Here is a 20,230-nt window from a genome sequence, read left to right on the forward strand (position 1 = left end):
GGGGGGACCACCCCGGCCGGCCGGGTCTGCGCCGCCGCGGAACGCCCCCCGGGGGTCGGCCCCCGGCCCGGTGCGCGGTGGGGGGGCGCCGGGTGGGGCGCGCCCCCACCGTCAGTTCACGAGCGGGAGCAGGTTGCCCCGTTGAGCGAGAAGCTGGTCGGCGACGAGTACGAGCCGCTCAGCGTCCCCTGGTAGCCGAAGCTGGCCGTGCCCCCGGGTGCGACCGACCCGTTGTGACCGACGTTCCGGGCGGTCACCGTCGACCCGCTCTGGCTCACCGTGGCGTTCCAGGCGTTGGTGACCTGCTGCCCGCCGGGCAGGCCGTAGGTGAGCGTCCAACCGTTGATCGCGCTGGACCCGGTGTTGGTGATCTGCACGTCGGCCGTGAAGCCGTTGTTCCACGAGTTCGCCGTGTACTTCACCGCGCAGCTCGCGCCACCGCTCGGCGGCGGGGTCGTCGGGTTGGTAGGCGGCTGGCCGCCCCCGTTGACGTTGGCCGAGAACGAGGTCACCGCGAGGCCGACGCCGCCCTGCCACGGCTCGAAGCCGGCCTGGATGCTGGTCAGGTACCAGGAGTTGGTGATCGCGCCCCGGTTGCGGGTGTCGTTGATGAAGTCCAGCACGCTGAAGTTCAGGCTGGAGATCGCCGACGACGCCACGTAGGAGATGACGTTGTTGGAGCCGTTGCTGCCCCGCCAGACCTCCCAGGTGCGGCCGGCCAGGTTCGTGGTGCCGACGACCGAGCCGATGGGCTGGATCGGACCCTGCCGGTTGAGCCAGATCATGATCTCCATCTGGTTCACCCCGTCCCGCTTCGGCGACGGGTCCAGCCAGATGTCGTACGACGCGTTGTAGGTGGCGCCGCTGACGTAGCGGTAGGAGATGCTGCTGGTGGCGCTGCTGATCTGACTGACCTGGATCGGCAGGTTCGTGCCGGGGGAGCAGTTGGTGTAGTGACAACCGAGGAACACCGAGGGGTACGCGGTGGGCGCCCCGTTGGTGGGGCTGCTGCCGTTCTGAGTAATGATCTCGAAGCCGTTGTTGGTGGCGTTGATGCACTGCTGGGCGGTGGTGCCCCAGCGGTTGTTCTGCACCACGTAGCGGCCCTGGATGACTGTCGAGCCGTACTGTTCGCAGATCTGGGTGTCGGCGGAGGCGCTGCCGCCGAGGGCTACTGCCACCAGCGAACTGGCGACCAGCAACCCGGCGGCGGCCAGGGCCCGAAGTTGACGTTTCATGACACTCCTCGACTCGGCGCGTGCCGGGCGCCGGATGTGGTGGGGCAGTGCGGGAGCGCTCCCACGCTCAACGACACATTTACATGTCTGAAACTGCTGCGCAACCGTCCGCGTCGAACTGGTGAATTGTGAGGATTGCCATGCCCCGCCGGACGGCTGGCCACGCACGGCCAGCCAAGCGGCGCGGGCCACCGACGAGCGGCGGGGTACGGGCCGATTGGGCCTGGTGTGCGCCGATCGCTCCGAGTAGCGTGTTGCCTCCAACGCGTGCCGCTCCCCCTCCGGAGGCGTACACCACCATGGGTGGCTCCCCCCTGCGCATCCTCGTCGTCGGCGCGGGCATCGCCGGCCTGGCCGTCGCCAGGGCACTGCGCCTGGCTGGCTTCCGGCCCGACGTCACCGACAAGCTGCCGCCGGGGGAGTCCACCGAGACCGGTCTCTACCTGCCCGGCAACGCCGCCCGCGCGCTACACCGGCTCGACCTGCACGACCCGGTCCGGCCGATCGGTCAGGTGATCCGCCGGCAGCGGTTCTTCGACGCCGCGGGCGCGCAACTCTGCGAGGTCGACCTCGACGCACTCTGGGCCGGCGTCGGCGAGTGCCGGGCGCTGCCCCGGGCCGACCTGTACCGGGTGCTGCTCAGCGGTGCCGGCGGCGCCGTCCGGCACGGCGCCGAGGTCCGCACCCTGGACCTGCTCCCGGGCGCTGTCGGCGTCACCTTCACCGACGGCACCACCACGGAGTACGACCTGGTCATCGGCGCCGACGGGCCACGTTCCTCGGTCCGTGCGCTGGCCGCGCTCGGTGGGCCGCCGCGCCCGGTCGGGCAGGTGGTCTACCGGGCCGTCCTGCGCGACGGCCCACCGGTCACCGAGTGGACCGCACTGCTCGGCCAGCGCTCCGGGTTCCTGATGGTGCCGATCGGTGCCGGGCGGCTGCACCTCTACGCCGACGAGGCCGGCACCGAGGAACCCGCCGACCCGCTGACCCGGCTGCGGGACCTCTTCGCCGACTACCGCGGCCCGGTACCCGAGGTGCTGGCGGCCCTCGACGAGGTGCACGTCGGGATCACCGACGAGGTGGAGTTGGGTCGCTGGCACCGGGGGCGGGTCCTGCTGGTCGGCGACGCGGCGCACGCCACCGCGCCGACGCTGTCGCAGGGTGCGGCCATGGCCCTGGAGGACGCCGTGGTGCTAGCCGAGTCGCTGCGGGCCGCCAACAGCGTGGAAGCGGCGCTCGTGGCGTACGAAAGTCGTCGCCGTCCGCGTACCCGATGGGTGCGGGACCGGACCCGGGACCGCAACCGCACCAGGGACGTCCCGCCGGCGCTGCGCGACCCGCTGCTGCGCGGACGCGGCGACCGGATCTTCGGGGAGCACTACCGGCTCCTGCTCGGCCCGCTGTAGGCCCGTAGTAGATCGTGTCACGCCACCCCACGCGGCGCTGCGACCTGCCGGGGACTATCCTCCTTGCGGATGACGGCCCGCCGATAACCAGCGTGTGCCGAGCGGGACAACCGAGAACCGGAGGCCACTCGTGACCACCGTCGCACCCAAGCCGGTCGTGACCCGGCCCTGGCCGGTCCGGGAGCCGGTCAAGGGGTCGGCCATCGCGCGGCTGCTGCGAACCACGGACGCGAAGCAAATCGGGATCATGTACATGATCACCGCGTTCGTGTTCTTCATGATCGGTGGCCTGATGGCTCTGGTCATGCGTGCTGAGCTGGCCCGACCCGGGCTGCAGTTCCTGTCGCCCGAGCAGTACAACCAGCTCTTCACGATGCACGGCACGATCATGTTGCTGTTCTTCGCGACGCCGATCGTGTTCGCGTTCGCGAACTACATCGTGCCGATCCAGATCGGCGCGCCCGACGTCTCCTTCCCCCGGCTGAACAGCTTCGCCTACTGGCTGTACCTGTTCGGCGGGACGATGGCGACCGCCGGATTCATCACCCCGGGTGGCGCCGCTGACTTCGGCTGGTTCGCGTACGCGCCGCTGAGCAGCGTCGAGCACTCGCCGGGCGTCGGCGCCAACATGTGGATCATGGGTCTGGCCATCTCCGGCCTGGGCACCATCCTCGGCGCCGTGAACATGATCACCACGGTGCTGACCCTGCGCGCGCCCGGCATGACCATGTTCCGGATGCCGATCTTCACGTGGAACATCCTGGTCACCAGCCTCCTGGTGATCCTGGTCTTCCCGCTGCTGGCCGCCGCGCTCTTCGCGCTCGCCGCGGACCGCATCCTCGGCGCGCACGTGTACGACCCGGCAACCGGTGGGCCGATGCTCTGGCAGCACCTGTTCTGGTTCTTCGGGCACCCCGAGGTCTACATCGTGGCGTTGCCGTTCTTCGGCATCATCAGCGAGGTCATCCCGGTCTTCTCCCGCAAGCCGATCTTCGGCTACAAGGGTCTGGTCGCCGCGACCGTCGCGATCGCCGCGCTCTCCATGAGCGTCTGGGCGCACCACATGTTCGCCACCGGTCAGGTGCTGCTGCCGTTCTTCAGCTTCCTGAGCTACCTGATCGCCGTGCCGACCGGTATGAAGTTCTTCAACTGGATCGGCACCATGTGGCGGGGCCAGATCAGCTTCGAGACGCCCATGCTCTGGGCGGTCGGCTTCCTGGTCACCTTCCTCTTCGGTGGTCTCACCGGTGTGCTGCTGGCCAGCCCGCCGATCGACTTCCACGTGTCGGACTCGTACTTCGTGGTGGCGCACTTCCACTACGTGCTCTTCGGGACCATCGTGTTCGCCGTCTTCGCGGGCATCTACTTCTGGTTCCCGAAGATGTTCGGCCGGATGCTCGACGAGCGCCTGGGCAAGGTGCACTTCTGGCTCACCATGATCGGCTTCCACACCACGTTCCTGGTGCAGCACTGGCTCGGCAACGAGGGCATGCCCCGTCGGTACGCCGACTACCTGCCCAGCGACGGCTTCACCACGCTGAACACGATCTCCACGATCGGTGCGTTCATCACCGGTATCTCCACGCTGCCGTTCATCTACAACTGCTGGAAGTCGTACAAGACCGGCCCGGTGGTCGAGGTGAACGACCCCTGGGGTCACGGCAACTCGCTGGAGTGGGCGACCAGCAGCCCGCCGCCGCTGCGCAACTTCGACCGGATGCCGCGGATCCGTTCCGAGCGGCCGGCGTTCGACGCGAAGTTCCCGGAGTTGGCGGCCGGCGGCCAGAGCCTGGCCGGCCCGCCGGAGGGTGGCGCCAAGCCCCTCACCAGCGAGTCGGACGGCGGAGCCAGCTACCGCGAGGACACCGCGAGCGACGTCGACCGGCACTGACGCGCAAAGCTCAGCAGTACGACGGGCGCCGCCCCCGGGACACCGGGAGCGGCGCCCGTCGCCATGTCCAGCCCGCTGTCACTCTCGCGTCTGGCCTCGTTCCCGCAGTTCCATCCCGTTCACCGGCAGCTGCCATCCACCACGCGGGCCCGGCCTGGTCCGCCTGTCCGGCTGCTGGAACCACCGCGACAGGCGCCGGTCGGCGATCACCTCGACCACCTCGACCGCCGCCAGCCGGCACACATGCTCACAACGCATATACCTGTGAGTCATATTTATGCCTCACAGGTATATCGCTCGTCGGCACTACCGCCACCCGGAGATGCGCCCCGCAGGAGCGACGCCGGCTCCGTAAGCCAGGCGGGCCAAAGCAGGCCCAGCCGGACCAGGCGGAGGACAGCCTGCTGCGACGGTGGGGCCGTCAGCGGGCGGTGGGGGTCAGGTCGGCCTCGACGGGCGGCGGGGTGGCCGCATCGGCGATGCGGCGGCGGCGCAGCTCGATCGGGAGCACCACCACTGTGACCAGCGCGCCGAGCGCACCGGTCACCACGAAGCCCCAGAGTGGCGCGCTGGCGTCGATCACCGCGCCGGCGAGCGGCGCGCCGACCGCGATGCCGACGGTGACCGCGGAGCCGTGCAGACCCATCGCCTCACCGCGTACCTCGGCCGGAACCAGGCGGCTGACCGCGTCCGAGCCGGCCGCGATGGTCGGCGCGCAGAGCGCTCCGGCGGGGATCAGCGCCAGGCACAGCAGCCACCAGTGCGCACCGCCCAACCCCACCGGAATGGTGCACACTGCCAGTGCGGCGGTCAGCGTCAGCGGGGAGAACGAGCGGTGTACGGCCCCGTAGGCGAAACCGCCGGCCAGCGAGGCGACCGCCCAGATGGCCAGGACCACGCCGGTCCAGCCGACCTCGCCGCTGGCCCGCAGGACGGCGACCACCGCCACGTCGGTGCCCCCGAGCACCAGGGTCGCCGCCGCGCTGAGCGCCAGGACGGCGAGCAGTCGGGGGGTCAGCCACTCCCGGCGCGGCACCCGGCGTTGTGGGCCGGTGGGCTCGGTGGCCTCCCGGATCGGTGGGTCGACCACCCACAGGGCGATCCCGGCGGCGACGATGCCGCCACCGACCAGGTACATGGTGGTCTGCGCGGAGATCGCGGTGACCAGGGCCACCGCCAACGCCGGGCCGATCATGAAGGACAGCTCCACCGACATCGAGTCCAGTGCGTAGGCCGGTCGGCGTTGGTCCTCGGGGACCAGTGCGGCGATCGACTGACGGACCACGGAGAAGATGGGCAGGGCCAGGGAGCCGGCCACGAAGGCGGCCGGCAGGAGCACGGGGTACGCCAGCGTCGGCGCTGTGGACCAGAAGATCGCCTCGGCGATGGCGGTGAGCACCAGGACCGGGCGCAGTCCACGCCGGTCCACGAGTCGACCGAGCAACGGCCCGCCGATCGCCGCGCCCACTGTGACCGCCGCACCCACCAGGCCGGCCGCCCCGTAGCCCCGATCAAGATCGAGCACCACGTGGAAGGTCAACGTCACCCCGGTCGCGGTGAGCGGGATGCGGGCGAGGACGGCAACCAGTAGCAGCGACCGCAGACCGGGCAGGGCGAGCGCCCGCCGGTAAGGCTTCATGTTCACGTGGGTCCGTACCTCCGGCGACATCTTCGACCGGTGGCGGCCCCTTGGCCAACCAATTAGCGCCTCATGCGGCCCTGATCACAGGCTGGCCGTGCATGATCACCCCGGCGCCCTCCATCGCGCGCAGGGCCACGTCGGTGGTTGCCGGGGCGACGGCGGCGGTCAGCTCCAGCAGCACGGTGGTGGCGAAACCCTCCCGGGCGGCGTCCAGCGCGGTCGCCCGGACGCAGTGGTCAGTGGCGATACCGACCACGTCGACCCGGTCCACGTCGCGCCGACGCAGCCAGTCGGCCAGGCACTCGCCGTCGTCGGCATGGCCCTCGAAACCGGAGTACGCGGCCGCGTGCTCGCCCTTGTGGAAGATCGCCTCGACCCGGGCGGTGTCCAGTTCCGGGTGGAACTCCGAACCGGTGGTGCCGACCACGCAGTGCCGGGGCCAGGACTCCACGAAGTCCGGCGGATCGCCGAAGTGGGCACCCGGGTCGACGTGGTAGTCCTTCGTGGCGACCACGTGCGTCCACCGGTCCGGCTCGGCGGCCAGTAACCGGGAGATGCCGGCGGCCACCCCTGCGCCGCCGGCGACGGCAAGCGAGCCGCCCTCGCAGAAGTCGTTCTGCACGTCCACGATGATCAGCGCGTTGGCCATCGGGGGGTTTCCTCTCTCCGCACGTCGGTCGGTGGCGCTCGGGGATGACTCAGCCAGCGGGTACGACGGTGACCGGCACGGCCGGGTCGCCGGCCGAGAGCTTCAGTCCCTCCCACGGGATGGAGATCAGGCACTCCCGCAGGTGTTCCCGTGACTCGTCGAGGGTGGGCAGCGACACCGACTCACCGGCGACCACGTACGACTGCTGGAGGACGCGGTCGTTGGGCTGCCGGTCGGGAACGCCCTGCGGGACGATGACCTCCTCGGTGGCGGTGCCGGTCGGCTTGTGCCGGCGGACCGCGACCTTCCGGCCGCCGATGGTGGCCTTGTGCTCGGAGCGTTTCACCACCGGCCGTCCCTCGACCTCGACCAGTTTGTAGACCAGCCCGGCGGTCGGTGCCCCGGAGCCGGTGACCACTGCCGTGCCGGCGCCGTACATGTCCACCGGTTCGGCGGCCAGCGAGGCGATCGCGTACTCGTCCAGGTCACCGGAGACTATGATCTTGGTCTCGGTGGCGCCCAGCGAGTCGAGCAACTCCCGGGACTGCTGAGCGATCACCGCGAGGTCGCCGGAGTCGATCCGTACCGCCCGCAGGTCCGGCCCGGCCACCGCGATGGCGTTGCGGATGCCCTGGCTGATGTCGTATGTGTCGACCAGCAGCGTGGTGTCCTTGCCCAGCGTGGCGACCTGCGAGGCGAACGCCGCCCGCTCGTCGTCGTGCAGCAGGGTGAACGCGTGCGCCGCCGTGCCCGCCGTCGGGATGCCGTAGCGCGCGCCGGCGGCGAGGTTCGACGTGAACCGGAACCCGGCCAGGTACGCGGCCCGCGCCGCGGCCACCGCCGCCTCCTCGTGTGCCCGACGCGACCCCATCTCGATCAGCGTCCGGCCCCGCGCCGCTGTCACCATCCGGGCCGCCGCGGCGGCCACCGCGCAGTCGTGGTTGAGCACTGACAGCGCCAGCGTCTCCAGCACCACACACTCGGCGAAGCCGCCGGAGACGGTGAGGATCGGTGAACCGGGGAAGAACAGCTCACCCTCGGCGTACCCGTCGATGTCGCCGGTGAAGCGGTAGTCGGTGAGCCACGCCGCCGCCGTCTCGTCGACCACCCCGGTCCGCAACAGGAACTCCACCTCGGTGGGGTCGAACCGGAAGTCGCGGATCAGCTCGATCAGTCGGGCCGTCCCGGCGACCACGCCGTACCGGCGCCCGCTGGGCAGCCTGCGGCTGAACACCTCGAAGACACACCGGCGGTCGGCGGTGCCGTCCTTCAGTGCCGCGCTGACCATTGTCAGCTCGTAGTGGTCGGTCAGGAGCGCGGGGCGGTGGATGCTCACCGCCCCAGCCTAAGGTTCAGCTCGGGTCGCCGCCGTCGTGGCCCGGGATCGAGCGCAACGCCGCCCACAGCTCGGCCCGGCCGGTGACGCCGAGCTTGGCGTAGATCCGCTGGAGGTGGTTCTCCACGGTGCGCGCCGAGAGGTAGAGCCGTTCGGCGATGGCCCGGCTGGGAGCGCCGTGCGCAGCGAGTCGCGCCACCTGCCACTCCCGTTCGGTGAGCACTGGCGCGCCGGCCTGGAGCGCCGGCGTCCGGATCAGGTCACAGCGCCCGAGCAACCCGGCGAGGCGCTCCCGGGCGTCGTTGGCGGCAACCGAGTGCTGCCGGCGCAACCGCTGGACGGCCTGGGAGGTGGCCTCGGCGGCGTACACGGTCAACTCCAGGGCGGCATAGTCGTCGGCGACCGCGAGCAGATCGGTGGGAGAGTCGGTCACCGCGGCGCGGGCGTGCCGCGCCAGCAGCGGCGGGAGCACCCCGTCGACCCGCTCGGAGAGCTCGGCGAGGCGCTGCGCGACGGTGCGCCGACCACCGTCGGAGCAGGTGGGGCCGACCGCCATTCCTGCCTGGTCGAGTCGGACGAGGTCGTGCAGGACGTGCACCTCGTGCCCGGCGAAGCCGTCCGAGCGCAGCCGATCCACCAGGTCACCGAGGTGTTTGACAGCGCCCGGCAGGTCGCCCGAGGCGGCGAGCGACGCGCCCCGGGCCTGCTCCAGCCACGGGTAGAGCACCGACATGCCCGGCGCGTGGGTGCGGTCGGCTTCGGCCATCGCCGCAACCGCCTGCACGGCGTCACCACGCAGCGCCGCCGCCTGGGCGCGTTCGGCCTGGGCCAGACCGGCGTAGACCCGACTCGTGGCCAGCACCGCGCAGGCACCCAGGGAGGTCCGCATGGCCGCGTCGCTCTGCCCGCGCAGCCGAGCCGCGTACGCCTGGAGGATGGCCAGGTAGCCGGTGCCGAGGCGGAAGTCGCCGGCTCCGGCGAGATCGGCGAACTCGTCGGCCACTATCGAGTCGATCCCGGCGAGGTCGCCGGTGAGCATGAGCCGGGTGCCTCGGGCCAGCTCCAGGGCCAACTGGAGGTACGGCATGTCGGTGCGCCAGCTCGCCGCGGCCGAGTGCACCTGGGCGATCGCCGTACCGCTGCGGGTCAGCTCGCCCTGCGCGGCCTGGACGTACGCGATGGTGGAACGGGCCAGCTCGCGGGCGGCGACGCCGGCCGCCGGCCGGTCCAGTACTCGTCGGCTGAGCTGTACCGCGGTGGCCGTGTCCAGTCGGTGCAGACGCATGATCGCCTCGAACGCGTGCACCCGGGACCGGTCGGCGGAATCGCTGAGCTGCTCGACCCGGCTGGCGATCTCCTCCACCGTGGACTCCCGGCTCAGTCCCCAGTAGCTGACCATGCCACGTACGGTCAGCCAGCGGCAGAGCCGCCGCTCGTCGCCGGGCTCGGGGGTGACCGCGTCGAGGACGTCGATCGCCTCGTCGGGGCGGTCGGCGAACATCAGGATGGTGGCCAGCAGCTCAGCCGCGTCGTAGCCGCCGTCGGCGTGCAGCGCGGCCCGCGCCAGGCGGGTCGCCAGCGGCACGTCGTAGCGGGTGAACGCCTGCACCGCGGCGTCCAGCAGCAGAGCCGGATCCTGTGCCGTGCCCGAGTCGAGTCGCCAGACGGCCACCCGCAACAGGTCGTCGCGTCGGCGTTTGCCGACCTGCTCGAGCAGCTCGGCGAGGTGTGCCTGAAGTCGGCGGGTGCGGCTGACCGGGCAGCGACGGCGCATCACCTCGCCGTAGAGCGGGTGCGCCAGCCGGACGTTGGTGCGCCGGTCGTGCTGATCGACGGTGATCAGCCCGCGTTCCTCGGCGGTCTCCACGTCCGACTGCTCGGCGGCCTGTCTGAGGAGGTGCAGGCCCAGTGGTTCGCCGAACGCGACCAGCTCGACGACCGCGCGGACGCCGTCGGTGAGCTTGCCGACCCGGGTGTCGATGAGGTCGGTCAGGCTGGGCGCCAGTTCCAGTCGCCCGGTCCACTTCCAGATCCCGTACGTGCGCTTCAGCTCGGCGCTGCCGTTGGCGGCGTGCACCAGCTCGCGCAGCAGCAGGGGGTTGCCGGCCGACAGCTGGCCGAGCCGGTCGGCGGAGCCGGCGTCGACCGGGCCGCCCAGCATCGCCGCCAGCAGGTCGGTGGTCTCCTCCTGCGGCATCGGGGCCAGCTCGACGTGCTCGACCAGGTCGTCGGTCCAGAGTGCGCGGATCGGCAGCGGGATCTGCTCGCCGTCGCGCAGGGTGCCGACCACTGTGGCGTTCTCGGCGCGGGCGACCAGATGCACAAGTGCGGCCGAGGGGGGATCGAGCAGGTGGGCATCGTCGATGGCGAGCACGATCCGCCGGCCGGCCGCCTGCTGTTGCAGCACGTTGAGCGCCCAGCGCAGGATGCCGGCGGGGGAGAGGCCCTGGGGTTGCTCGGCGGGGAGGACCTGGACCAGCCCACCGAACGGCAGCGCCGCGGTGGTGGCGCTGGCGGCGATGGACCAGATCGCGAACCGGTCGGTGGGCAACGCGCCCACGCCCTCGCGCAGTAGGCGACTCTTGCCGATGCCAGCGCTGCCGCTGAAGAAGAGCCCTCGGCCGGCCTCACCGGTCACCGCCTCCAGCAGGCGGTTGAGCTCAACCGTGCGGCCGACGAACTCCCATCGACTCATTCGCGCAGCATATCGATCGGAATCCGTCCGCGCCCGTACCGTCACCGTGCGAAGTTGAGTAATCGCACAATTACCGGTGAGTATTCGAGGTGTTCCGCCCGGTTGCCAGCCCGCCCGTAGTCTTCCGACATCCGGGTTGACGTACCGGAATTTTCGCGACCGGATCCCCGGTCACCTGCAACGGGAGGCACCTGATGATGCAGGGCCCTCTCCCCTCGGTCGATTCGCCGGACGACATGACCGGCCCAGCCGACCTACCCACCTGCGGCCCTCTTCCCACCCGGGTCGGCGTGTCCGGCGCCGCCCCGGACGAGCCGCTCGGTGTGGTCGCCGTCGGCCCGGCCGGTGCCGAGCGGCGTGCCGTGCTCGCCACCCTGCTCGGGCTCGACCCGGTGATGCTGACCGTGCCGGCGGGCAGCTGGCTGGTGGTGCGCGACGCCAAGGTGCCTACCCGTGCGGCGTTCGTTCCCGGTTACCGCCAGCCGCACTCGTACGGCGCGGACCGGGACGCCGCCGGTCCGGCGTTGGCCCGCCCGCCCCGGCGTGTCGAGCTGAGCGTGCCCCAGCCGCTGCTGCGGCACTTCACCCTGGTCGACGTTCCGGACACCGCCACCCTCGGCGTGTCCGGCACCCGGGTGCTGCTCGAGGCGGCGGGCCGAGCCGGCGCGCTGCTCTTCGTGATCGCCGCCGACCAGGCCTTCACCGCCGCCGAGTTGAACCTGCTCGCCGAAGTCGCCCCGACCTCGGTGGAGGTCGTCTTCGCGGTCACCCCCGGCGCGGCGGGGTGGGCTCCGCTGTCCGACGGCACGGCGACTACGGAGGGCGCGGGGGCGTCCGTCCCGCCGGTCGGTGGTGCGGAGACCGAGGTGGATGCGGTCGCGGTGACGGTGGAGGCACATCGGGCGGCGCTCCTGGCCGCGGTGCCGGCGCTGGCCGGTGCGCGGTGGTTTCCGGTCGACGGTGCCGACACCGCCGCCGACCTGCGGCGGGCGCTGGTGGGTTGGGCGTCGCGTGAGGGGTTGCAGCGGGCCAGTGTCGACCCACCGGTCCTGCCGGGCCAGCAGGGCCGCGTCGCCGTGGCCGCCGATCCGGGTGACTGGTCCGAGCGGCTCGACCGCCAGGCCCGCTCGTGCGCCCAGCGGATCCGCCAGCACCTCGCCCTGGAGTTGGCGAACATCCACCTTCGGGCCGTTCAGGAGATCGTGTTCGGCGTCGGCTGTGCCGGCCTACCGGATCTCCTCGACCGGGAGATGGCGGCGTTGTCGCTGTTGGCCACCGCGCAGTGCGACCAGGCGGTGCGCGGCATCGTGATCGACGCTGCGTCCCGGGTGCTCGGCGCGCCGCCGTCCGAAGGCGTGCGACGTCGGATCGCCGCCGCCGTGCAGTACGGCCTGGCCGATCACCGGCCCGGCCACGAACTGGACAAGGTGCTGTTGATCACCAGCACGGCCGGCGTGGCCGAGTTGACCGGCCTGGAGGCGATCGACGCGGCCGCCAGCTATCCGGCGGCGTCCCGGGACGAGGTGCTCCCGCCGATCGCGGTGGCGCTCTCCGGCGGGTGCTGGCAGCAGTGGCGTACGCCCGGCAAGGACGACCACAGCGCGGCGCGGGCCTGGTCCCAACGGGCGGTGCGCGAGGTCGAGTTGGGGTTGTCCAGGGAGATCTCCCGACGGTTCGAGGTGATCCGCCTCTCGCTGGGCGTGGTGCTCTCCGATGCAGTCGATCACGGCATTCTGCTCGCCTGACGGCGCGCCCACCGGTCGGTCCGGGTCCGGGCCGGACCCCGCCTCCGATGGCGTCCGAGGCGGGTCGGGAGGGCCCGGGGTGGGTGATCCGCGCCGGGCCGGCGTTCCGGTTCCTCGGTTCCGGGAAACCGGTGGCACGATGGGGGGCATGGCGGCTCCGCAGGTTGCACCGGTCGAGACGCCGGACACTGACGAGGTGCCGGCGTCCGACCGGCAGTGGGTGACGATCGTGTGGGACGACCCGGTCAATCTGATGACGTACGTGACCTGGGTCTTCCAGAAGCTTTTCGGCTACAGCCGGGAGAGGGCCGAGCAGCTGATGCTGGACGTGCACCACAAGGGTCGCGCCGTGGTCTCCACCGGTGCCCGCGAACGGATGGAGCACGACGCGTCGCAGTTGCACGCGTACGGGCTGTGGGCGACGGTGGACAGGTCATGAGCATGTTCCATCGCCAGGCCGGTCACTACGTCGCCGTCTTCGCCGTCGACGAGGTGCGGGTGCTGCGCAAGGTCGCCTCCGAGGTGGTGGGTCTGCTCACCGACGGCTTCGACCACACCGACCCGGTGGTCGGTCGGCTCTTTCCGGCGGTCTACCCACAGGACGCTCCGGGCACCGCCGAGTTTCGCCGCTATACCGAGGGCGACCTGAAGACCGCGAAGATCGATCAGGCGGGGGCGATCCTGGCCGCGTTGCCGGACGAGGCCGGTGGCGAGGTGCGGCTGGACGCCGAAGCCGCCGAGGCGTGGTTGCGGGCACTGAACGACGCCCGGCTCGCGATGGGCGTCCGCCTGGAGATCAAGGACGGCACGGATCTGGGCGAGGAGTTGGACGACGCGGTCGCTGAGGACCCGGGTTCCAGCCGGGTGTTCCAGCTTTCGGTCTACGCCTATCTCGGGTATCTACAGGAGTCGCTGCTCAACGCCTTGATCGACTAGGGGTGACCGGCACCACTTCGGCCCGTGCCCGGCAGGCGTTAGGCTGGTGCACGTGCTGAGCATCGACCGGTCGATCATTGACGCGATCGTCGCCCACGCGCGCCGGGATCACCCTGACGAGGCGTGCGGCGTGGTCGCCGGTCCCGTCGGCAGCGACACCCCGACCCGGCACATCCCGATGGACAATGCCGCGCGGTCGATGACCTTCTACGAGTTCGACTCGATGGAGCACCTGCGCGTGTGGCGGGAGATGGACGACCGGGACGAGGAGCCAGTCGTCATCTACCACTCGCACACCGCGACCGAGGCGTACCCGTCGCGGACGGATGTCTCCTTCGCCGGTGAGCCGGGGGCGCACTACCTGCTCGTCTCGACCCGCGAGACCGACTCGGAGGAGATCCGGTCGTTCCGGATCGTCGACGGCGTGGTCACCGAGGAGCCGGTCCGTGTCGTGGAGGCCGGTGTCGACCCGCACGCCGTCCAGTCCTACATGTTCGGGCAGAGCCCGGCGACGGTCGATTACGAGTGTTCCGGCCGCTGACCTGTCAGCGCCGCAGCCGTCTCGTCCCGTCACCGTAGGCACACCCGATCGAGGAGTTCCCCATCATGGCTATTGAGGTTCGCATCCCCACCATCCTGCGCAGCTACACCGGCGGCGCCAAGGTCGTCGACGGCACCGGCGACACGCTCGCCGACCTGCTCAACGACCTGGACTCCCGGCACGGCGGTCTGCGCGGCCGGCTGATCACCGACGCGGGCACGCTGCACCGCTTCGTCAACGTCTACGTGAACGACGAGGACGTCCGCTTCCTCGGCGCGCTCGACGCGAAGCTCTCCGACGGCGACAGCGTCACCATTCTGCCGGCGGTGGCGGGCGGCGCGTTCGGCTTCGCCGCCGCGGCGGCGATCAGCTCGCACAGCATCAGCTCGCAGGGTGCCGCCGCCGCGCTGGCCCGCGACGCCGTCGCGGCTCGCTGAGGTCGGCCGCCATGGCGCGGTACGACAGCCTGCTCGACGCCTGCGGGGGTACGCCGCTGGTCGGCCTGCCCCGACTCTCTCCGACGGTGCCCGAGGGGGCCCCTCCGGTGCGGCTCTGGGCCAAGCTGGAGGACCGTAACCCCACCGGCAGCATCAAGGACCGCGCGGCGCTGTTCATGGTCCGGGCGGCGGAGGAGGCTGGCCGGCTCCGCGCGGGTGACACCATCCTCGAGCCGACGAGCGGCAACACCGGCATCTCGTTGGCCATGGTGGCGAAGCTGCGCGGCTACCGGTTGGTCTGTGTGATGCCGGAGAACGTCTCCACCGAGCGGGTGCAGCTGCTCCGGATGTACGGGGCCGAGATCATCTTCTCGCCGGCGGCGGGTGGTTCCAACCAGGCGGTCGCCACGGCGAAGCAGATCGCCGTCGAGCACCCCGACTGGGTGATGCTCTACCAGTACGGCAACGAGGCGAACGCGCGGGCGCACTACGAGACGACCGGGCCGGAGCTGCTGCACGACCTGCCCAGCATCACCGACTTCGTGGCCGGGCTGGGCACCACCGGCACCCTGATGGGCACCGGGCGTTACCTGCGGGAAAAGGTCGAGGGCATTCAGATCGTGGCCGCCGAGCCGCGCTACGGCGAGTTGGTCTACGGCCTGCGCAACATCGACGAGGGGTACGTTCCGGAGCTCTACGACGCCTCGGTGCTCTCCCGGCGGTTCTCGGTCGGCACCCGGGACGCGGTGCTGCGCACCCGCCAGCTCGTGGAGGTGGAGGGCATCTTCGCCGGGTTCTCCACCGGTGCGATCCTGCACGCCGCGCTGGCGGTGGCGCACGAGGCGGTGCGCGACGGCCGGCGGGCCGATGTGGCCTTCGTGGTCTGTGACGGCGGGTGGAAGTACCTGTCCACCGGCGCGTACGGCGGCACACTCGCCGATGCCGAGGACGCCCTGGAGGGGCAGCTCTGGGCCTGACCGATCTGGTCTGCCGACTACGGGCCGTCGACATTCGTCGGCGGCCCGTACCCGTCCCGACGTACCGCGAGCGGGTGTCACGTTCGTGACAACTTCCGTTGGATGATTCTTGCTGCCGGGTGCGCCAGCGTAGGCTGCGCAGCGTGGCGTACGCGTCGGTAGAGATCATGGCCGGGACCATCGCCGGCGCGGGTGCTACTGATAGTGACAGCGAGACCACTCGATGCGACTGACCGTTCTGGGAAGCGCCGGCAGTTTCCCTGGCCCCGAGTCGCCCTGCTCGGCCTACCTCGTCGAGGCCGACGGCTTCCGGCTCCTTGTCGACTTCGGCTCGGGGTCGCTGTCCAGCCTCCAGCGGTACGCGGGGTTGCACGCCCCGGACGCCATCCTGCTGACCCACCTGCACTGCGACCACATGTTCGACGCAGTGCTGTACGTGGTGGTGCGCCGGTACGCCCCGGACGGCCCCTACCCGGCGCTGCCGGTGTACGCGCCCGCCGGCGCGCCGGACCGGCTCAGCGCCGCGTACGGCGACGACGGCTCGGTGGAGGACGTGTACCAGTTCTACGCGCTCCAGCCGGGCACCTTCCCGATCGGCCCGTTCGCCGTCACCGTCGACCGGGTCAACCACCCCGTCGAGACGTACGGTGTGCGGCTGGAGCACGACGGCCGTTCGCTGTGCTACTCGTCGGACACCGCGCCCTGTGAGGCGCTGCTGCGGCTGGCCCAGAACGCCGACGTGTTCCTCTGCGAGGCCAGTTACCTCGACGGCATGGACAATCCACCGGATCTGCACCTGACCGGTCGGGAGGCCGGCGAGGCGGCGACAAAGGCCGCTGTGGGTCGGCTGCTGCTCACCCACCTGGTGCCCGCCTGGGGCAGCGAGGCGCACACGTTGGAGTCGGCCGCCTCCGCGTACACCGGGCCGCTCGAGGTGGTCCGGCCCGGCGCCAGCTACGACGTCTGACGCACCGAGTCCCGGTTCGCGGGGCCGGGCCGCGGTGTTGTGCCGTACTGTTCGCCGGCCGGTCAGCGGACGGTCGTCTGGCGCACCAGTGGCACCCGCACGGTGTGGGCATGCGGATCGCCATCGTGACCGAGTCGTTCCCACCGGATGTGAACGGCGTCGCGCACTCAGTGGTGCGGACGGCGGAGCACCTGCTCGACAGTGGCCATCAGCCGGTGGTCATCGCGCCCGCCCCGCCCGGTGGCCGGCAGGACGTCGACCGGCTGCCGTACCCGGTGGTGCGCATTCCGAGCGTGCCGCTGCCCCGCTACCAGGGCTTCCGGCTGGGCGTACCGACCAACGCCCGACTGACCGGAGCGCTGCTCTCGGCCGAGCCGGACGTGGTGCACCTGGCCAGCCCGTTCGTCCTCGGCGCCCGGGCAGCCATGCTGGCCAGCCGGAACCGCCTGCCCACGGTGGCCGTCTACCAGACCGATGTGGCCGCGTACGCCCGGGCGTACCGGGTGAGTTGGGGTGAGGCGGCGGCCTGGCGGCGGATCCGCGAGATCCACAACTCGGCGCAGCGCACCCTCGCCCCCTCCACCCGGGCCGCCGCTGACCTGATCGCGAACGGTGTGCAGCGGATCTGGCTGTGGCGGCGCGGTGTCGACGCCGTTCGCTTCGACCCGGCCAAGCGGTGCGCGGCGCTGCGGGACCGGCTGGCGCCCGGCGGTGAGCTGCTGGTCGGCTACGTCGGGCGGCTCGCCCCGGAGAAGCGGGTCGAGTTGCTGGCGGCGACGTCCCGACTGCCCGGGGTGCGGGTGGTGGTGGCCGGCGACGGCCCGACCCGCCGCCAGTTGGCCCGCGAGCTGCCCGGGGTGACCTTCCTGGGCGTGCAGCAGGGCGAGGACCTGGCGCGGCTCTACGCCAGCCTCGACCTGTTCGTGCACACCGGACCGCACGAGACCTTCGGCCAGACCATCCAGGAGGCGCTGGCCTCCGGGGTGCCGGTCGTGGCGCCGGCCAGCGGCGGCCCGGTCGACCTGGTCGACGAGGGCGTGACCGGGCTGCTGGTGCCACCGAACGACGGCGACGCGCTCGCCGCGGCGGTGGCCGAACTGACCGCTGACGCCGACCGGCGGCGGGCCTACGGGCTGGCCGCCCGCGTCGCGGTCAGTCGCCGCAGCTGGGCGGCGGTCGGCGACGAGCTGATCGGGCACTACCACGCGGTACGCGCCGTCGCCGCCACCGTCGGCCTGCCGGCCGCCTCGTGACCGGGACCACCGGCGGGCTGCGGATCGTGCGGCTCGCCAACTTCGTCACGGAACGCTCTGGCGGCCTGCGTACCGCGCTGCGGCACCTCGGTGCCGGCTACCGGGCAGCCGGCCACGATCCGGTGCTGGTGATACCCGGTCAGCGGGCCGCCGACGAGACGCACCCGTGGGGGCGGGTGATCACAGTGCCCGGGCCGCGGCTGCCGGGCAGCGGTGGCTACCGGCTGCTGGCCGGCCGACGCCGGTTGGCCCAGCTCCTCGACGACCTGACACCGGATCGGTTGGAGGTCTCCGACCGGTCGACACTGCGGTGGACGGGCCGGTGGGCGCGAGCGCGCGGGGTGCCGTCGGTGATGGTGTCGCACGAGTCGCTGACCGGGCTGCTCGGCCAGTGGGGTGTGCCAGACACGCTGCGCCGGCCCATTGCCGACCGGCTCAACCGGGCGACGGCTCGGGCGTACGACCGGATCGTCTGCACGACCCGATGGGCTGCCGAGGAGTTCGACCGGATCGGCGTCGACAACCTGGACCTGGTGCCGCTCGGGGTGGACCTGGACACCTTCTCCCCGTGCCGGGCCGACCCGCTGGTGCGCGAGCGGTACGGCGACTCCAGCGAAATGCTGTTGGTGCACTGCGCCCGGCTGTCAGCGGAGAAGCGGCCGGAGTTGGCCGTGCAGGCCCTCGCCGAGCTGCGCCGCGAGGGCGTACCGGCGGTGCTGGTGATGGTCGGCGACGGCCCGTTGCGCGGCGCGCTGGCCCGGCGGGCGGCGGGGCTGCCGGTGACGTTCACCGGTTTCCTGCCGGACCGCAGCGCGGTGGCAGCATTGCTGGCCAGCGCGGACGTGGTGCTGGCGCCCGGCCCGGTGGAAACCTTCGGCCTCGCCGGCCTGGAGGCGCTGGCCTGTGGCACTCCGGTGGTGGTCAACGCGGCCAGCGCGCTGCCCGAGGTGGTCGGCGAGGCGGGGCTGGCCGCGTACGGCTCCGGGGTGTCGATGGCGGCGGCGGTTACCCGCCTGGCGGCCCGGCCGGAGGCGCAGCGGCGGCAGGCCGCCCGGGCGCGGGCCGAGGAGTTCGGCTGGCCGGCCGCGGTCGCCGGGTTCCTCGGTGTGCACGGCGCGGACGTTCCCCGGGGCACCGCGAGCGAGGTGGATCGCCGCACCGCATAGGGTGCAGGGATGGTGCGACCTGACGGGCGAGGGCCCTCTCAACTTCGACCGGTGACCCTGACCCGAGGCTGGAGCACCCATCCGGAGGGCTCGGTGCTCGTCGAGTTCGGCGGCACCCGGGTGCTCTGCACGGCGAGCGTCACCGAGGGGGTGCCCCGCTGGCGCAAGGGTTCAGGGCTCGGTTGGGTGACCGCCGAGTACGCCATGCTGCCCCGGGCCACCAACACCCGCTCCGACCGGGAAAGCGTCAAGGGCCGGGTCGGTGGCCGTACCCACGAGATCTCCCGGTTGATCGGCCGTAGTCTGCGGGCCAGCATCGACCTCAAGGCGCTCGGCGAGAACTCGATAGTGCTCGACTGCGACGTGCTCCAGGCCGACGGCGGCACCCGCACGGCCGCGATCACCGGCGCGTACGTCGCGTTGCACGACGCGGTGGGCTGGCTTGCCGCCCGCAAGTCGTTGGCCGGCAAGCCGGACAAGGTGATGCACCGCTCGGTGGCCGCGGTCAGCGTGGGGATCATCGCGGGGGAGGCCCGGCTCGACCTCTGCTACGAGGAGGACGTCGCCGCCGAGGTGGACATGAACGTGGTCTGCACCGGTGCGGGCGACTTCGTCGAGGTGCAGGGCACCGGCGAGGCGGGCGTGTTCGCCCGCGACCAGCTCGACGCCCTGCTCGACCTGGCCGTCGCCGGCTGCGCCGAGTTGGCCGAAGCCCAGCGGAAGGCACTCGCATGAACAAGGTCCTGCTCGCCACCCGTAACCGCAAGAAGCTGGTCGAGCTACAGCGGATCCTGGACGGCGCGCTCGGCGCGCACCGGATCGCCCTGCTCGGGCTGGACGACGTCGAGCAGTACGCGGAGCTGCCGGAGACCGGCCTGACCTTCGGCGAGAACGCGTTGATCAAGGCGCGGGAGGGCTGCCGGCAGAGCGGGCTGCCGACCATCGCCGACGACTCCGGGCTCGCGGTGGACGCGCTGAACGGGATGCCGGGCGTGTTCAGCGCCCGCTGGTCCGGCCAGCACGGCAACGACCGGGCCAACCTTCAGCTGGTGCTGGACCAGATCGGCGACGTCCCGGACGAGCAGCGGGCCGCCTCGTTCGTCTGCACCGTGGCGTTGGTGCTGCCGGGCGGCAAGGAGCACCTCGTCGACGGCCGGCAGTCCGGGCGGGTGCTGCGTGCCCCGCGCGGTGACGGCGGGTTCGGCTACGACCCGATCTTCCTGGGCGACGGACAGGACCGGACCAACGCGGAGCTGACCCCGGCGGAGAAGGACGCCATCAGTCACCGGGGCAAGGCGCTGCGCGAGCTGGCCAAACTGATCGCCAAGGTGCTGCCGCCCGTCGCCTGACG

General features: G+C 71.7%; 18 protein-coding genes. 13 read left to right on the forward strand and 5 right to left on the reverse strand.

The features are described from left to right. Positions 1-116: 116 nt before the first annotated feature. Entirely contained in the window at positions 117-1,238 is a 1,122-nt protein-coding gene (locus tag ABZ794_RS18730) for a cellulose binding domain-containing protein (RefSeq protein ID WP_238691174.1), read from the reverse strand. Between the two features lie 299 nt (positions 1,239-1,537). Between ABZ794_RS18730 and ABZ794_RS18735 the strand changes: the two genes are divergently transcribed. Beyond that, positions 1,538-2,644, forward strand: a complete 1,107-nt coding sequence (locus tag ABZ794_RS18735; protein WP_210780946.1) for an FAD-dependent monooxygenase — start codon at positions 1,538-1,540, stop codon at positions 2,642-2,644. A 130-nt stretch (positions 2,645-2,774) separates the two neighbouring features. Next, complete coding sequence (gene ctaD, locus ABZ794_RS18740) at positions 2,775-4,535, forward strand: cytochrome c oxidase subunit I (protein ID WP_210780947.1); 1,761 nt, start codon at positions 2,775-2,777, stop codon at positions 4,533-4,535. A 421-nt stretch (positions 4,536-4,956) separates the two neighbouring features. On the opposite strand, the gene ABZ794_RS18745 is transcribed toward ctaD, so the two are convergent. From ABZ794_RS18745 to ABZ794_RS18760, 4 genes are read right to left on the reverse strand one after another with little or no spacing between them, the layout of a single operon-like run. Then, positions 4,957-6,204, reverse strand: a complete 1,248-nt coding sequence (locus ABZ794_RS18745; protein WP_238691175.1) for an MFS transporter — start codon at positions 6,202-6,204, stop codon at positions 4,957-4,959. A 40-nt stretch (positions 6,205-6,244) separates the two neighbouring features. Continuing rightward, positions 6,245-6,826: an isochorismatase family protein gene (locus ABZ794_RS18750; RefSeq protein ID WP_112672439.1), complete on the reverse strand. Its 582-nt coding sequence runs from the start codon at positions 6,824-6,826 to the stop codon at positions 6,245-6,247. Between the two features lie 49 nt (positions 6,827-6,875). Further along, positions 6,876-8,162, reverse strand: coding sequence for a nicotinate phosphoribosyltransferase (locus ABZ794_RS18755; RefSeq protein WP_210780949.1), 1,287 nt, complete (start codon positions 8,160-8,162; stop codon positions 6,876-6,878). Positions 8,163-8,178: 16 nt separating this feature from the next. Next, a complete protein-coding gene (locus tag ABZ794_RS18760) occupies positions 8,179-10,857 on the reverse strand; it encodes a LuxR C-terminal-related transcriptional regulator (protein ID WP_357516641.1) in 2,679 nt (892 codons plus the stop codon). A gap of 236 nt (positions 10,858-11,093) precedes the next feature. Between ABZ794_RS18760 and ABZ794_RS18765 the strand changes: the two genes are divergently transcribed. From ABZ794_RS18765 to rdgB, 11 genes are all read left to right on the forward strand, one after another. Next, complete coding sequence (locus ABZ794_RS18765; RefSeq protein ID WP_357516643.1) at positions 11,094-12,602, forward strand: hypothetical protein; 1,509 nt, start codon at positions 11,094-11,096, stop codon at positions 12,600-12,602. 148 nt (positions 12,603-12,750) lie between these two features. Next, positions 12,751-13,041, forward strand: a complete 291-nt coding sequence (gene clpS / locus ABZ794_RS18770; protein ID WP_088946433.1) for an ATP-dependent Clp protease adapter ClpS — start codon at positions 12,751-12,753, stop codon at positions 13,039-13,041. Next, positions 13,038-13,538 carry a DUF2017 domain-containing protein gene (locus tag ABZ794_RS18775; RefSeq protein WP_210780952.1) on the forward strand — a complete coding sequence of 167 codons (501 nt, stop codon included), beginning with the start codon at positions 13,038-13,040 and terminating at the stop codon, positions 13,536-13,538. Before clpS ends, ABZ794_RS18775 begins: the two co-directional genes overlap by 4 nt. A 52-nt stretch (positions 13,539-13,590) precedes the next feature. Beyond that, positions 13,591-14,079: a M67 family metallopeptidase gene (locus ABZ794_RS18780; RefSeq protein WP_210780953.1), complete on the forward strand. Its 489-nt coding sequence runs from the start codon at positions 13,591-13,593 to the stop codon at positions 14,077-14,079. A gap of 65 nt (positions 14,080-14,144) precedes the next feature. Further along, positions 14,145-14,516, forward strand: a complete 372-nt coding sequence (locus tag ABZ794_RS18785; RefSeq protein WP_210780954.1) for a MoaD family protein — start codon at positions 14,145-14,147, stop codon at positions 14,514-14,516. Positions 14,517-14,527: 11 nt separating this feature from the next. Then, positions 14,528-15,493 (forward strand): pyridoxal-phosphate dependent enzyme, encoded by a 966-nt coding sequence (locus tag ABZ794_RS18790; protein WP_210780955.1) that lies wholly within the window; start codon positions 14,528-14,530, stop codon positions 15,491-15,493. A gap of 223 nt (positions 15,494-15,716) precedes the next feature. Next, positions 15,717-16,460, forward strand: a complete 744-nt coding sequence (locus ABZ794_RS18795; RefSeq protein ID WP_030331266.1) for an MBL fold metallo-hydrolase — start codon at positions 15,717-15,719, stop codon at positions 16,458-16,460. Between the two features lie 110 nt (positions 16,461-16,570). Beyond that, on the forward strand, positions 16,571-17,713 hold the full coding sequence (locus tag ABZ794_RS18800; RefSeq protein WP_210780956.1) for a glycosyltransferase family 1 protein: 1,143 nt from the start codon (positions 16,571-16,573) through the stop codon (positions 17,711-17,713). Further along, positions 17,710-18,879 carry a glycosyltransferase gene (locus ABZ794_RS18805; RefSeq protein WP_307850429.1) on the forward strand — a complete coding sequence of 390 codons (1,170 nt, stop codon included), beginning with the start codon at positions 17,710-17,712 and terminating at the stop codon, positions 18,877-18,879. The genes ABZ794_RS18800 and ABZ794_RS18805 overlap by 4 nt, the downstream gene beginning before the upstream one ends. Positions 18,880-18,888: 9 nt before the next feature. Then, positions 18,889-19,614, forward strand: coding sequence for a ribonuclease PH (gene rph, locus ABZ794_RS18810; protein WP_210780957.1), 726 nt, complete (start codon positions 18,889-18,891; stop codon positions 19,612-19,614). Continuing rightward, positions 19,611-20,228, forward strand: a complete 618-nt coding sequence (rdgB, locus tag ABZ794_RS18815; RefSeq protein WP_210780958.1) for an RdgB/HAM1 family non-canonical purine NTP pyrophosphatase — start codon at positions 19,611-19,613, stop codon at positions 20,226-20,228. The genes rph and rdgB overlap by 4 nt, the downstream gene beginning before the upstream one ends. The last annotated feature ends 2 nt before the right edge of the window (positions 20,229-20,230 follow it).

This window comes from Micromonospora sp. NPDC047187 (assembly GCF_040643355.1).
Taxonomy (GTDB): Bacteria; Actinomycetota; Actinomycetes; order Mycobacteriales; family Micromonosporaceae; genus Micromonospora; species Micromonospora salmantinae.

Bases quoted from the DNA above. Each gene is read 5' to 3' on its own strand.
- ABZ794_RS18730 (WP_238691174.1), bottom strand. From the start codon at position 1,238: ATGAAACGTCAACTTCGGGCCCTGGCCGCCGCCGGGTTGCTGGTCGCC.
- ABZ794_RS18735 (WP_210780946.1), top strand. From the start codon at position 1,538: ATGGGTGGCTCCCCCCTGCGCATCCTCGTCGTCGGCGCGGGCATCGCC.
- ABZ794_RS18745 (WP_238691175.1), bottom strand. From the start codon at position 6,204: ATGTCGCCGGAGGTACGGACCCACGTGAACATGAAGCCTTACCGGCGG.
- ABZ794_RS18750 (WP_112672439.1), bottom strand. From the start codon at position 6,826: ATGGCCAACGCGCTGATCATCGTGGACGTGCAGAACGACTTCTGCGAG.
- ABZ794_RS18760 (WP_357516641.1), bottom strand. From the start codon at position 10,857: ATGAGTCGATGGGAGTTCGTCGGCCGCACGGTTGAGCTCAACCGCCTG.
- ABZ794_RS18765 (WP_357516643.1), top strand. From the start codon at position 11,094: ATGACCGGCCCAGCCGACCTACCCACCTGCGGCCCTCTTCCCACCCGG.
- clpS (WP_088946433.1), top strand. From the start codon at position 12,751: ATGGCGGCTCCGCAGGTTGCACCGGTCGAGACGCCGGACACTGACGAG.
- ABZ794_RS18775 (WP_210780952.1), top strand. From the start codon at position 13,038: ATGAGCATGTTCCATCGCCAGGCCGGTCACTACGTCGCCGTCTTCGCC.
- ABZ794_RS18785 (WP_210780954.1), top strand. From the start codon at position 14,145: ATGGCTATTGAGGTTCGCATCCCCACCATCCTGCGCAGCTACACCGGC.
- ABZ794_RS18790 (WP_210780955.1), top strand. From the start codon at position 14,528: ATGGCGCGGTACGACAGCCTGCTCGACGCCTGCGGGGGTACGCCGCTG.
- ABZ794_RS18795 (WP_030331266.1), top strand. From the start codon at position 15,717: ATGCGACTGACCGTTCTGGGAAGCGCCGGCAGTTTCCCTGGCCCCGAG.
- ABZ794_RS18800 (WP_210780956.1), top strand. From the start codon at position 16,571: ATGCGGATCGCCATCGTGACCGAGTCGTTCCCACCGGATGTGAACGGC.
- rph (WP_210780957.1), top strand. From the start codon at position 18,889: ATGGTGCGACCTGACGGGCGAGGGCCCTCTCAACTTCGACCGGTGACC.
- rdgB (WP_210780958.1), top strand. From the start codon at position 19,611: ATGAACAAGGTCCTGCTCGCCACCCGTAACCGCAAGAAGCTGGTCGAG.